This is a genomic window from Teichococcus aerophilus (assembly GCF_014490485.1).
Lineage (GTDB): Bacteria > Pseudomonadota > Alphaproteobacteria > Acetobacterales > Acetobacteraceae > Pseudoroseomonas > Pseudoroseomonas aerophila.
This window is the reverse complement of the sequence record NZ_JACTVA010000033.1, coordinates 10226-23446: the sequence shown is the minus strand read 5'-3', so window position 1 is coordinate 23446 and position 13221 is coordinate 10226. Positions and strand designations below refer to the sequence as shown.

At 70.5% G+C, this 13221-nt stretch carries 8 protein-coding genes; 2 read left to right on the top strand and 6 right to left on the bottom strand.

Going from position 1 to position 13221, the window contains the following annotated elements; genetic code table 11:
- The first annotated feature begins 45 nt into the window (after positions 1-45).
- Both IBL26_RS16590 and IBL26_RS16585 read left to right on the top strand, forming a co-directional pair.
- Positions 46-1173 (top strand): SMP-30/gluconolactonase/LRE family protein, encoded by a 1128-nt coding sequence (locus tag IBL26_RS16590; protein ID WP_187785625.1) that lies wholly within the window; start codon positions 46-48, stop codon positions 1171-1173.
- A gap of 281 nt (positions 1174-1454) precedes the next feature.
- A protein-coding gene (locus tag IBL26_RS16585) for an IS5 family transposase (protein ID WP_187785624.1) occupies positions 1455-2247 on the top strand; the annotation gives its coding sequence in 2 pieces (ribosomal slippage) (positions 1455-1828 and positions 1827-2247; 795 coding nt in all).
- A gap of 167 nt (positions 2248-2414) precedes the next feature.
- Here the strand turns inward: IBL26_RS16585 and IBL26_RS16580 are convergent.
- From IBL26_RS16580 to mutS, 6 genes are all read right to left on the bottom strand, one after another.
- Complete coding sequence (locus IBL26_RS16580) at positions 2415-3305, bottom strand: aldose 1-epimerase family protein (protein ID WP_187785623.1); 891 nt, start codon at positions 3303-3305, stop codon at positions 2415-2417.
- 470 nt (positions 3306-3775) lie between these two features.
- The gene (locus tag IBL26_RS16575) at positions 3776-4987 is read right to left on the bottom strand and encodes a DUF1501 domain-containing protein (RefSeq protein ID WP_187785622.1); all 1212 of its coding nucleotides are present in this window, start codon (positions 4985-4987) and stop codon (positions 3776-3778) included.
- Entirely contained in the window at positions 4984-6300 is a 1317-nt protein-coding gene (locus IBL26_RS16570) for a DUF1800 domain-containing protein (RefSeq protein WP_187785621.1), read from the bottom strand. Before IBL26_RS16570 ends, IBL26_RS16575 begins: the two co-directional genes overlap by 4 nt.
- A gap of 368 nt (positions 6301-6668) precedes the next feature.
- On the bottom strand, positions 6669-7097 hold the full coding sequence (locus IBL26_RS16565; RefSeq protein WP_187785620.1) for a GFA family protein: 429 nt from the start codon (positions 7095-7097) through the stop codon (positions 6669-6671).
- 133 nt (positions 7098-7230) lie between these two features.
- Complete coding sequence (locus IBL26_RS16560) at positions 7231-9963, bottom strand: [protein-PII] uridylyltransferase (RefSeq protein WP_241749473.1); 2733 nt, start codon at positions 9961-9963, stop codon at positions 7231-7233.
- 426 nt (positions 9964-10389) lie between these two features.
- On the bottom strand, positions 10390-13071 hold the full coding sequence (gene mutS, locus IBL26_RS16555) for a DNA mismatch repair protein MutS (protein ID WP_187785618.1): 2682 nt from the start codon (positions 13069-13071) through the stop codon (positions 10390-10392).
- Between the last annotated feature and the right edge of the window lie 150 nt (positions 13072-13221).

Below are 13221 nucleotides of genomic sequence, written 5' to 3'. Positions count from 1 at the left end.
GCACGCGGCGCGCCAAGGACGCCGCGGCAACAGGGAAGAAACGCCATGTACCACGTTCTCGCGTCCAGGCGCCGCACCGTGCTGGGCGCCTCCGCCTTCGCCGCCCTTTCCATGCCGGCCGTGCTGCGCACCGCCAGCGCCCAGGCCGTGCGTGACCAGGCCATCCGCGCCCAGCGTGACTATGGGCCGGACGCGCCGCCGATGCGCTACCCCGACCCGGACGTGGTGGCGCTGGACCCGAAGCGCTTCTCGGCCAAGCTGGGCAACAGCCGCATCCGCCGCCTGCATACCGGCCTGGGCTGGGCGGAAGGCCCCGCCTGGCACGCCACCGGCCGCTTCCTGATCTGGTCCGACATCCCGAACGACGAATGCCTGCGGCTGATGGAGGAGGACAACCACGTCTCCCGCCGCTTCCGCAGCCCAGCCGGCTATTCCAACGGCAATACTTTCGACCGGGAAGGGCGGCAGATCGCCTGCCGGCACTATCACCGGGACGTCGTCCGCTACGAGCCGGACGGCAAGCTGACCATCCTGGCGGCGCGCGGCCCGGACGGCCCCTTTAACGCCCCCAACGACGTGGTGGTGCACCCGAATGACGGCGCCATCTGGTTCACCGACCCCGGCTATGGCGGGCTGATGGACTACGAGGGCAACCGCCTGCCGCAATCCACCGACTCGCCCCGCCCATTGATCAAGGAAGCGGTCTATCGCATCGATCCCGGCAGCGGCGCGGTGGAGAAGGTCGCGGACCAGCCCTTCAAGCCGAACGGCCTGTGCTTCAGCCCGGACTACCGCACCCTCTACGTCGCCGATACCGGCATGTCCCACTACCCGGAGGCCAAGAGCATCGTCTGGGCCTTCGACGTGGACGGCGCCCGCCTCAGCAACCCCCGCACCTTCTGCAGCATGGAGATGGACGGCAAGACCGGCATGGGGGACGGCATCCGCTGCGACGAAGCCGGCAATGTGTGGGTCGGCGCCGGCTGGGTGGGGGATGGCTATGACGGCGTGCACATCTTCGGGCTGGATGGCCAGCGCATCGGCCTGATCAAGCTGCCGGAGATCTGCGCCAATCTCTGCTTCGGCGGCACGCGGCGGAACCAGCTCTACATGTGCGCCAGCCAGTCGCTCTACGTGCTGCCGGTGGAAACGCGCGGAGCGCATTTCTGTTAGAGCCCGATGGCATTCAGGCTTGGAAGGCCGGGGAAGGAATTCCCCGGACCCCATCTTTCTTCTGCGAGTCTTTCGGGGGTGGCCGATGCGGCGTTGGCCTTTGGAGGCCAAGGGCGGGATGACGCAGGAGGCTGATGGCCTGGCTAGGTGGCCCGTGATCTGTCTCACGGCCGCAACTGCCGGTTCCGAAGCCCCACGCCAACTGACAGAAGAAAGATGGCGTAAACGTATACGGGCCTGTCCTCAAATTGCGGATTTTCTTTTGGGGTCATGGGTGATTCATGGGTCTCCGGTGGAAGGGTCGGAGACCTGTGTCATGCGGGCGCTATGGTTTGCGGGATGATCAATGGGAGCGGATCAAGGATCTTCTCCCCGGCCGTGCCGGCGGCGTGGGTCGTCCGGCCCAGGACAACCGGCGCTTTGTGGAGGCGGTCCTGTTCCGGTATCGGGCCGGCATTCCCTGGCGCGACCTGCCGGAGCGCTATGGCCCCTGGAAAGTGGTGCATACGCGCTTCAGCCGCTGGGCGCGACGTGGTGTCTGGGAGCGTCTGCTTCAGGCCCTGGCGGTGGATGCGGACAATGAATACGCGATGATCGACGCGACCCTGGTCCGGGCGCACCAGCACAGTGCGGGGGCGGCTAAAAAACCGTGCCGAAGAAGCCATTGGCCCTGCCCGAGGCGGGCTGAGCACGAAGATCCATGCCCTGGTCGATGCGCTGGGCAATCCGCTGAGCTTTCACCTGACGCCAGGCCAGGCGCATGACCTCTGCGGCAGCGACGTGCTGCTGCCGCGCATCGTGGCGCCGACGCTGCTGGCCGATCGCGCCTATGATACTGACCAGCGCGTGATCGACCGGCTCCGGGCGGCCGGCAAAACCGCAGCCATCCCGCCAAAACGCCACCGCAAGCGGCCGCAGCCTTTCGACCGTGACCTGTATGCGGCCCGCCACCTCGTTGAAAACTTTTTCTGCAAGCTCAAGCAGTTCCGCGCTATCGCCACCCGCTACGACAAGCGGGCCATCCACTTCCTCGCCGGTGTCCACGCCGCAGCCGCCTACCTCTGGCTAGTTTGAAGACAGGCCCACGTTTACACAGGGGAATTCTTTCCCCTGACTTTCCTTCCCGCTCTGCGCCACGACCGTATCGGGGCGGCCTATCGCCCACCAGCCAGCCTGACGCGCGATCTGCCGACACATCACGCTCCAGGCCTTCCGGTGTCCCACCCTCAGGCGTTCACGCCCTACCCGCCGTCGCTGCTCCGCACGGTCCAGGTGAAGTCCCGGCTCTCGCCCGGCGGCAGCAGCAGGATGCCGGGCTTGTCGGCAATCTCGCCATCCCAGCCCACCGGGCTGGCCATGCTGAACCAGGGCTCGATGCACAGGAACGGCGCGCCGCCCGGCTTGGACCAGATGCCCAGGTCCTTGTACCCTTCCCACGCCACGGTCAGCACCCGTGCCGGCACCCCGTCCTCTCCCGCCGCCACGAAGCGGACGGAGCGGCTGGCGACACCCGGCATCACCAGCGCATCCTGGGCGAACAGCGCCGGGGAGAGCGGCAGCACGCGGCCGTCGAACGGAAGCTTCTCTTCCTCACCCAGCAGGCCGCCTTCCACCGCCAGCACCGGGCCGGTCTCCTGCGTGTCGAATTCCAGCACATGCGCCTCCTTCGCCACGCCGGCGGCCAGCGGCCAGCGGAAGGCCGGATGCGCGCCGACGCCGCAGGGCAGCACCGCATCGCCCGGATTGGTCACCCGCGCGGCGACGGAGAGCGTCTCACCCTCGACCGCGTAGATCATCTCCAGCAGGAAGGGGAAGGGATACACCGCCCGCGTCTCCGCACTGTCCACCAAGCGCAGCACGGCGCGGGTGGCGCTGCGCTCGGTCCAGGCGAACAGGCTGTCCCGCGCGAAGCCATGCTGCGTCACCCGGTACTCCTGGCCTTGGTGGCGCAGCGTATCCCCCGCCAGCCGGCCGACCACGGGGAACAGCACCGGGGAGTGCCGCGGCCATTCCGGCCCGGCCTGCCACAACAACTCCTCCCCGGCCGAATCGCGCAGGCTGGTCAGCTCGGCGCCCTCCGGCTTGATGGTGGCGGAGATCGCAGCGGTGCCGATGGTGTGCCGATCGCTCATGGTCGTCCCTGTCCCTGGCGGCGGCTGGATGATCCGCCCTGCGCCAGAGCAACGCCCTGGCGCGGGAAAGTCCACCCTCTCGCTGAGGGAAGGGGAAGGAAGGTTGGGGAAGGAATTCCCCAGACCCCTTCTTTATTTCTGCAAGTTTGGATGGCTGCGGGACTGAGGGTAGGCGCTCATGATGTTTTTAAAGGTCGCGTGGGCTGAACCGTGAGCAGCCGGGGGCCGCCTCGGAGGTAGTTATGAACCAGCCGTTAGGGGGCTGACTTGCAGGCTTTCCGTGGCGTGTTGCTGTGACAACCGAAGCGAGCTCATGGTTACCGGGGGACGATAACAGTCTCTCGCGCGGCCTACCCGTTTCCCGACCTGGGAAGACCCGCCACTGCCCCGCCCTCAAACTCGCAAAAAAGAAGATGGGGGTCTGGGGGAATTCCTTCCCCCAGCCTTCCCCACACTGGAGAAGGGCGCGCTCAGGCCATCCCCCGCACCAGCCCACCCTCCGCGCCGACATCGCCCGCGCCTGGGAAGGCCGCCGCAATGGTGCTTTCCGGCAGCCGCAGGTGGTCGCGTAGCAATCCCTTGGCGATGGCGCGCAGGTCCCGCGTCGGCTGCAGGTCGCGTTTCTCGAACAACTGGCCCTCGGCCAGCCCGGGCCAGTCGGCCAGCACGCGGCCGCCTTGCACGGCGCCGCCCAACAGGAAGGCCGCGCCGCCGGTGCCGTGGTCGGTGCCGTTATTGCCGTTGGCGCGGGCGGTGCGGCCGAATTCGGTCATGACCAGGATGGCGGTGCGGGACCACACGTCGCCCAGTTGGCCGCGCATGGCCGCCAGCCCCTGGTCCAGTTGCACCAGCACCGGGTCCAGCCGCCGTGCCTGGTCCGCATGGGTGTCCCAGCCGCCGATCTCCATAGCGGCGACCCGCGGGCCATGCGGCGCCGCCAGCAGCTTGCCGGCCGAAGCCGCCAGGGCGACGAAGCCACCACGCGGCGGCGGCTCCCCGCTCAGTACGCTGGTGGCGTAGCCGCGGCCGCGCAGCCCCTCCTCTACCGCCGGGCCGAGCAGCGGGTCGGCATGCAGCACGTCGGCCATGCGGGCATACAGGTCCGGCGGTGGCCGCACCGGGCGCGGCGGTGCCCACATGCCGACGGAATGCGGCCCGCGCATCAGCAGCGGCAGGTCCAGCCCGACCACCAGCCCGGTCTCCGGCTGGTCCGCCGGTGCATCCGGCAGGCCTTGCAGGGCGCGGTTCAGCCAGCCGGAGGTCAGGCGCTGCGGCGCCCCGCTCTCCAGCATGTCCTGCGCCTCGAAGTGGCTGCGGTTGCGGTAGGGGCCGGCGATGGCGTGAATGGGCAGTAGGCTGCCCTCGGTGAAGAAGCGATGGAAGTTCTCCAGCCGCGGGTTCAGGCCGAAGAAGCCGCCGCAATCCAGCAGCCCGCCTTCCTGCCCCGGCTCCGCCAGGGCGATCGGGCCGCGCAGCTCGCGGTAGCGCGCGTCCCCGTAGGGGGCCAGGGCGGCCATGCCGTCCATGGCGCCGCGCAGGATGACCACGACCAATCGATTGTCGGTGGCGGTGGGCACCAGGGGGGTCTCGGCGAAGGCCAGGCGCGCATTGGCCGTGGCGGCCATCGCGGTAAGGCCCAACAGCAGGCCGCGCCTGCCGATGCGGGGGAGGTGGCTGCTCATCGACGCTGGAACTCCGCGCTGGCGAGGAGGATGGCGATGGCATCGCGGGGGGAGCCGGCGCGGCGCATGGCCTCGCGCGTGGTGGAAGGCGCCAGCGGGCCGAGCGCCGTGTCCAGGATCGCCATCGGGTCCTGGCGGGTGAAGCGGCCGGCGGTCTCGTAGGCCCAGTCCAGCCGCTGCATCACCGGCTCGGGCCCCAGCCAGTCCGGCGCGCGGTCGGGCCAGCCATTCGGCTGCAGGGCGGTCCAGTAGGGCTGGTTCAGGTTGAAGCAACTGCCCCAGGCTGGGCGGCCCATCGCCTCCCCACTGGCGCCGCAGGCACGGTAGGCGGCGGTGATATAGTCCAGCGGGCTGCGCAGCTTCGTCAGCGGCGGGTCCCAGGCCTGCTCGATGCGCGGCAAGGCGCGCGCAACGGCGCCGAGGTCGCCATCGGTATCGCGCAGCACGCCTTCCAGCCGCGCCACCACCTCGGGCGGCGGCTCGTCGGTAATGAAGTGGCGGGCCAGCTTGGTGGCCAGGAAGCGGTGGGTGGCCGGGTGCGCGGCCAGGAAGCGCAACGCGGCCTCGGCCTCCTCCGGCCCTTGGCCGAACTCCCTTCCCATGACGGTCTTGCTGCCCGGCTCGTGGTTGGCGGGGCGGAAGAGAGTGCCGAAGGGCTCCTTGTTGCGCTCGTAGCCCCAGCCGGTCAGCAGCCGGGCGAACTCCGTCACATCCGCCTGGCTGTAGCCGGCGGCGGGGGAGACGGTGTGCAACTCCAGGATCTCGCGCGCCAGATTCTCGTTCAGGCCGCGGCCGCTGCGCTTGCCATAGGCGCTGTTCGGCCCCACCGAGGCCGCCTGGTCCAGATACCCCAGCATCGCCGGGTGCTTGAACACCGCCAGCAGCATGTCGGAGAACCGGCCGGTGACATGCGGGCGGATCGCCTCCCGCATATACGGCCCGATCACGGTGGAGACCGGGTAGCCGCCGCGCTTGCTGACCGTGAAGTGGTTGGCCCAGAACTCCACCAGTCGCTCCCGGTACGGGCGGGCGGTATCGATCCGCGTGGCCATGGCGGCGATGGCTTCGGCCTGGAAATTCAGCTCGATCGGGTTGGTCTGGCCCGGTCCGGGTTGCCCGGCGGCGTCCAGCGCTTTCCAGATGCGATAGCCGTCGGCGATGACGGGGGGCGCCGGCCAGCCGGCCGGCAAGGGCGGCACGTCCGGGCCATCAAGCTGCCCGTCCAGCCAGGCAATGGGGTCGGCAGGCACGGGCTGATCCGGGCGAGGCCCAAGGCCGAAACGGATAGCCGCCTGCAAGGGGCGCGTGTCCATGGCGCGGACGCTAGCACTCCGCGCCGCGCGCCAATCCATCAAAGAGTAACGGAAGCCTGGCTGATGAAGAGAATGTCATCGGCACTCTGGCCGACAAGGCGACCAACACGGATTCGTGCGGTTATTATTCAAAGGGCTGAGAAATAATGCCGGGTGGAAAGAACTCGGTGAGGGCCAGGGCTTTGGCGTCTTCGAATTCTCGTGAACCGGCGAGGGAGAGGAACGCCGGGGAAGGAATTCCCCGAACCCCAGCTTTTTGCGAGTCCGGCCATGAGCGAGCGTGAGCTGTATCGGGACGGGCGCGGGGTGAAGCGCGTGGCACCAGGCCGGTCCGGCGGCTCACAGCGCGGATGGCTTGCGCCGAGACGTCACTCCTCGGCCGGGATGAAGCGGAGCGTCCCAGCCCGGCGTGTCGGCTGCCCGGTGTCGTTGGTGTGGTTGATGCCGTCCATGACCGGCACCTCGGCGAAGTCGAACGGGCTGACCCCATCCAGGCAGGCGACGTTGACGGCATACAGGCTTTGGTCGGACCGCCGCTGGTGGTGGGTGTAGATGCCGCAGCGGGAACAGAAGAAGTGCTGCGCCGAGCCGGTGTGGAAGCGGTAGCTGGTCAGCGCCTCCTCGCCCCGCAGCAGCCTGACCCCGCCCATCTCCGCCATGACGACGACGGCCCCCCGCATCCGGCAATAGGAACAGGTGCAGCGGCGGATCGAATGGAAGCCGTCGCTGAGCGTCGCCTCGAACCGCACGGCGCCACAATGGCACTGGCCCGCCCGGAGATTCGTGTTGCCCGCCATGCCGCCTGTCTCCTGCTCAGATCACGTCCGCACCGCCCCGGATGGGCAATGCTGCGCCGGGGACCAGCCTACTCCAGGCTTTGGCGCCCGGCTGGCGCCGGGGGCCAAGGAATGCTGCCCGGGCTTCCGCGCCTCAGGCCGCGCCCGCTTCCCCGTTCGCCGGCGTCAGGGCGGAGAGCAGGGCGGCGCGCAGGCTGGTCAGCTTGCGCTCGTTCTCCACCTTCAGCCCGAACACGTCCTTCACGTAGAAGACGTCCACCGCCCGCACGCCATAGGTGGTGATGTGGGCGGAGGCGATCTGCAGCCCCTGCTCGCTGATCGCGGCGGTCATGTCGTGCAGCAGGCCCGGGCGGTCCCGGCCGTTCATCTCGATGACGGTGTGGGTGTTGCTGGCGTGGTTGTCGATCACCACGCGGCCCGGCACCTGCACCGCGCGCAGCCGCGCCGGCTCCCGCCGCACCTTGCGGATTTCCTGCTCCAGGTTGAGCCGGCCGGACAGCGCCTGCTCGATCAGCACGGAGAGGCGGGCCAGCTTGTGCGGGCTGTCGAACGCGCCGCCCTGGGCGTCCTGCACCCAGAAGGTGTCCAGCGCCCGGCCGTTGGTCATGGTGTGGATGCGCGCATCGACGATGCTGGCCCCCGCCACTGCCAGCGCGCCGGCGATGCGGCTGAACAGGCCTGGGTGGTCGGTGACATAGACGGTGACCTCTGTCACCGCCCGCGCTTCCAGCACGCGGGTGGAAACGGTCAGCGGCGCGCCGGTGGCCTCGGCCTCCCGGATCAGCCCGGCATGGCGGGCATGGGTCTCGGGGTCGAAGGAGAGCCAGTAGCCGGGGTAGCCCAAGGCCAGGAAGTTCTCCACCGCCTCCTTGGGTAGTTCCTCCATCATGGCGGCGGCGGCCTGCTTGGCGCGGGCCACGCGCACGTCGCGCTCGGGCACCGAAAGGCCACCGGCCAGCACTTCCGCCACGCGCCAGTACAGCTCCCGCAGCAGCGTGGCCTTCCAGCCATTCCACACCTTGGGGCCGACGGCGCGCATATCCGCCACGGTCAACACCAGCAGCAGGCGCAGCCGCTCGGGCGATTGCACGACCTCGGCGATGTCCAGGATGGTCTTGGGGTCGTCGATGTCGCGCTTGAAAGCGGTCTGGCTGACCAGCAGGTGGTTCAGCACCAGCCAGGAGACGGTCTCGGTCTCCTCCTGGCTCAGGCCCAGGCGGGGGCAGATCTCATGCGCCAGCTCGGCGCCCAGTTCCGAATGGTCGCCGCCACGGCCCTTGGCGATGTCGTGCAGCAGCGTCGCCACATACAGGGCGCGGCGGGATTGCAGCTGGCCGACCAGCTCGCTGGCCACCGGCACAGCCTCTTCCAGCTCCTGCTGCTCCAGCTGGTTGAGCACGCCGATCGCCTCGATCGTGTGCTCCTCCACCGTGAACACGTGGTAGGTGTCGAACTGCATGAGGCCGACGATGCGGGCCCAGTCCGGAATGTAGCGGGAGAGGAAGCCGACCTCGTTCAGCACCCGCACCCAGCGGTGGGATTCCTTGCCGGTCAGCAGGTCCAGGAACAGGGCGGCGGCGGCGGGGTCGTCCCGCAGCGACTGGGCGCGGGGGGCGCTGCGGATCAGCGCGCGCTGCGCCAGCGGGTGCAGTTCCAGCCCCCGGTCCCGCGCCGCGCGCAGCAGGCGCAGCATCACTGCCGGGTCGGCGGCGATGTCCTTGTCCGGCGCGAACAGCAACTTGCCGTCCGCCATGGCGATGCCGATGGTGGCCAGCGCCGGGTCCTGCGCCTTGGTCACGGCGGGGGAGCCCAGCGCCGCGCGCTCGATCGCCGGTTCCAGCAGGCGGGAGAGGCGGACCACGTCCCGCGCCGTCAGGAACAGGTGCTTCATGAAGCGCTCCACCCCGTCCTGCTTGCCGTGGCGGGTGTAGCCCATGCGGGCACCCACCACCGGCTGCAGGTCGAAGGTCAGGCGCTCCTCCGCCCGGCCGGTGACGTAGTGGAGGTGGAAGCGCACCGTCCACAGGAAGTCCCAGGCGCGGCGGATGGCACGGGCTTCGCGCGCGGTCAGCAGGCCGCCGCCGGGGCTGTCCTCCCCCACCAGTTCCGGCATCCGCTGCACGCCGAAGGCGTAGCGGGCCAGCCAGTACATGGTCTGGATGTCCCGCAGGCCGCCGCGGCCTTCCTTGATGTGCGGCTCCACCAGATAGGGGCTGTCGCCGTAGCGCTTGTGGCGCGCCGTGCGCTCCGCCCGCTTGGAGGTGAGAAACTGGCCGACGCCCCATTCCTGGCGCGCCAGGCTGAAGGCGGCGTCGAAGCGGTCGAACACCGCGCGCTCACCGGCGATGAAGCGGCTGTCCAGCAGCGCGGTCTGGATGGTGGCGTCGGCCCGCGCATCCACCAGACACTCGCGGATGCTGCGGGTGGCATGCCCCACCTTCAGCCCCAGGTCCCACAGCAAATACAGCATGAACTCCACCGCCCGCCGGCCGCGCGGCCCGAGCGGGGAGTCGGAGAGGAACAGCAGGTCGATATCCGAGAACGGGCCGAGCACGCCGCGCCCGTAGCCGCCGGTGGCGGCCAGAACGAAGGGCGGCTCGGCCGCCGTGAAGGCGCGTTCCCCGCTGCCGTCCGGTGCCACCTGGGCCAGCGTGTAGGCATGGATGGCGTGGATCAGCCCGTCCGTCAGCTCCGCCAGCGCGCGCGCGGCGGTGAGGCCGGAGAGGGCATGCGCCTCGAACGCTTCCTGGACGCGGGACTGGATGCGGCCAAGCTGCCGCCGCAGCAGCGCCAGCGCGATGTCGCGCGGTACCGGCTCGCCCGGGCGCGGAATGAGATCCTGCGCCAGGTCGGGCAAGGGACGCATGGGCCGTGCGCCGGTCAGAGAGGAAACAAGGGCGTCAGGCATGTCGCCGCTGTGGATCATCCGTCGATGTTATCCCGTGCCGCGCCGCGGCAACAGCACCCTCGACGCCATAAACGAGAGGATATCGCGGTGCAGTGGCAGTTTCGCAACCTTTCGGGGCCGGAACCGGCGCCGGGGCTGCCATGCCTGGGATACACGATGTCGCGGCCAGCTATCGCCTGGACGCAAAGTGGGCCCTGTGCGGTCGCGCCGTGCCTGCCGTCACGCTTCCGGTCATAGGTAGCGCATCGCCACCTGCGAAGCCTGCGCAGACCTCGCCAGCGCCACCCCTCCAAGCGCCGGCGCCAACCCAAAGCCCGAAGAAAAAAGAAGGGCCCGGGGAATTCCTTCTCCGGCCTTTGCCCTGCGAACTGGCCGGGGCCGCCCTCAGCCCGACAGCGCCTTCAGCCGGTACAGCGCCTCCAGCGCCGCCCGGGGGGTCAGCGTATCCGGGTCGATCTCGTCCAGCGCCGCGCGCAGCGTGTCGTCGGCGCCGGTATCGGCCGCCACCGGCACCGCCGGTGGTGCCGCGCGGGCGAAGAGAGGCATTTCCTCCGCCAGCGGGTCCAGCCCGCGCGCCCGCTCCTCCAGCGCCGCCAGCACGGCGGTGGCGCGCGTCACCACCTCCCGCGGCACGCCGGCCAGCTTGGCGACATGCAGGCCCCAGGAACGTTCGGAGGCGCCGGGCGCCACCAGGTGCAGGAACACCACCTCGCCCTTGTGCTCCCGCACCTTCATGGTGGCGGGAGTAAGTTCCGGCAGCTTGCCGGTCAGGGCCGTCAGCTCATGGAAGTGGGTGGCGAAGATGGCGCGGCAGCGGATGCGGTCGTGCAGTGCCTCCAGCACCGCCCAGCCGATGGCCAGCCCGTCCCAGGTGGCGGTGCCGCGCCCGACCTCGTCCAGCACCACCAGGGAGCGGGCGGTGGCCTGGTTCAGGATGGCGGCGGTCTCCGTCATCTCCACCATGAAGGTGGAGCGGCCGCCGGCGATGTCGTCCGCCGCGCCGACGCGGGAGAACAGCCGGTCCACCAGCCCGATGCGCGCCTCCGCCGCCGGCACGAACAGCCCGGCCTGGGCCAGCACGGCCATGATTGCGTTCTGCCGCAGGAAGGTGGATTTGCCGGCCATGTTCGGCCCGGTCAGCAGGCACAGCCGCTGCCCGGGCGAGAGGTCGGCATCGTTGGGCACGAAGGCGGCTCCCTTCAGCCGGTCCCGTGCCAGGGCGGCCTCCACCACCGGGTGGCGGCCCTGGCTGATGTGGAAGTCCGGCCGCTCCAGCATCGCCGGGCGGCACCAGCGGGCGCCGGACGCCAGCTCGGCGGCGGCGGCGTGGATATCGAACTCGGCCATGGCGGCGGCGGTGGCGTCGATGCCGGCGGCGGCCTCCAGGCACAGCGTGCGCAGGTGGCGCACCACCAGCGCCTCCCGCCGCGCCGCGTGCTGCCCGGCTTCGGAGAGCTTGCGGTCCAGCTCGGCCAGCGCGGTGCAGGTGAAGCGGATGGCGTTGGCCATGGTCTGCCGGTGCACAGGCGCCATCGGGCCCGGCGCCAGCGGATTGCGCAGCAGCTTCTCGCCCGCGGCGGCCGGCATCTCCGCCAGATAGCCGAATTGCTGGTGGTGGCGGATCTTCAGGCTGGCGACGCCCCAGGCCTGGGCGAGGTCCAGTTGCATGGCGGCGATGGCGGCGCGGCCATCGTCGCGCAGCCGGCGCAGCGCATCCAGCTCGCCATCGTAGCCGGGGGCGACGACGCCGCCATCCTCGGTGCGGGCGGGCAGGGTCTCGGCCAGGGCACGGTCCAGCTCGGCGCGGGGAGAGGCGGCGGGGATCAGCGCATCGGCTGCAGCCGCCAGCAGCGGCGGCAGGTCCCGGTCATGCAGGAACTCCGCCATCGCTTCCGCCCGCGCCAACCCGTCCCGCAGCGCGGCGAGGTCGCGGGGAGCAAAACGGTCCAGCGAAAGGCGGGCCAGGGCGCGCGCCATGTCCGGCGCGCCCTTCAGCTGGTTGCGCAGCGTCGCGCGGGCAGGCGCATCGGCCAGCAGGCAGGCGACGGCATCGTGCCGCGCGGCGATCGGCTCCAGCTCCGCCAACGGGCAGGCCAGCCGCGCCGCCAGCTCCCGCGCGCCCGGCGCTGTCAGGGTACGGTCCACGGCGGTCAGCAGGCAGTTGCGGGTGTCGCCGCGCTCGCTGCGGAGGATTTCCAGGCTGCGGCGGGTGGCGGCATCCATCCGCAACGTGCCGCCGCCGCCCGCCGGCTCGGGCGGCCGCAGGCGCGGCGCCGCCTCGCCCTGGGTGGCGCGGATATAGGCGAGCGCCATGGCGGCGGCGCCCAGTTCTGCGGCGGCGAAGCTGCCGAAGCCATCCATGGTGGCGACGCCGTAGAAGCCGGCCAGCTCGCGCGCCGCGTCGCGCGGCGGCTGCATCGGTGCGATGCGCTCGGCCAGCGCTGCCAAAGCGGGGTGGTGTTCCAGCGCATCCGGCGCCAGCAGCTCGGCCGGCTCCAGCCGGGCCAGCAGCGCCGGCAACTCGGCCTCCGCCAGCGCCTCGGTGCGGAAGGCGCCGGTGGAGAGGTCGGCCCAGGCGGCGCCCAGCCGGCCTGCATCCGGCCCACCCTCGGCCGCCGGGCACAGCGCCAGCAGCCAGGCGGGGCGGGCACCGTCCAGCAACGCGTCCTCGGTGATGGTGCCGGGGGTGACGAGGCGTACCACCTCCCGCCGGATGGTCGGCGCCTTGCGTGCCTTGGCCTGCTCCGGCGTCTCCCGCTGGTCGCAGATGGCGACGCGGAAGCCCAGCCGGATCAGCCGCGCCAGGTACCCTTCCAGCGCATGCGCCGGCACGCCGGCCATCGGGATCGGCTCGCCCCGGTGCTCGCCGCGATGCGCGACGGCCAGGCCCAGCAGGTCCGCCGCCCGGTGCGCATCCTCGAAGAACAGCTCGAAGAAATCGCCCATGCGAAAGAACACCAGCGCATCGGGATGCTGCGCTTTGGCCACGAACCATTGCGCCATGGCGGGCGTCGCGCCATCCGGCGAGCGGGGGGCGGTCTGGGAGGTAAGGACGGCGCGCTGCATGCGCCTTGTCCTAGACCGGATCGGGCCACGCCGGAATGCCGTGCTGCGGCGCGAAGGTGGAAGCCGCGGGGAAGGAAGCCCTCGGATGCCCTGTCTTCCCTTTGCCGTTGTTCAGCGTTGCTCGATGTCCAGGGTGCTCGCGCGGCCCCT

Bases quoted from the DNA above. Each gene is read 5' to 3' on its own strand.
- IBL26_RS16590 (WP_187785625.1), top strand. From the start codon at position 46: ATGTACCACGTTCTCGCGTCCAGGCGCCGCACCGTGCTGGGCGCCTCC.
- IBL26_RS16570 (WP_187785621.1), bottom strand. From the start codon at position 6,300: ATGGACACGCGCCCCTTGCAGGCGGCTATCCGTTTCGGCCTTGGGCCT.
- IBL26_RS16580 (WP_187785623.1), bottom strand. From the start codon at position 3,305: ATGAGCGATCGGCACACCATCGGCACCGCTGCGATCTCCGCCACCATC.
- IBL26_RS16565 (WP_187785620.1), bottom strand. From the start codon at position 7,097: ATGGCGGGCAACACGAATCTCCGGGCGGGCCAGTGCCATTGTGGCGCC.
- IBL26_RS16575 (WP_187785622.1), bottom strand. From the start codon at position 4,987: ATGAGCAGCCACCTCCCCCGCATCGGCAGGCGCGGCCTGCTGTTGGGC.
- mutS (WP_187785618.1), bottom strand. From the start codon at position 13,071: ATGCAGCGCGCCGTCCTTACCTCCCAGACCGCCCCCCGCTCGCCGGAT.
- IBL26_RS16560 (WP_241749473.1), bottom strand. From the start codon at position 9,963: ATGCGTCCCTTGCCCGACCTGGCGCAGGATCTCATTCCGCGCCCGGGC.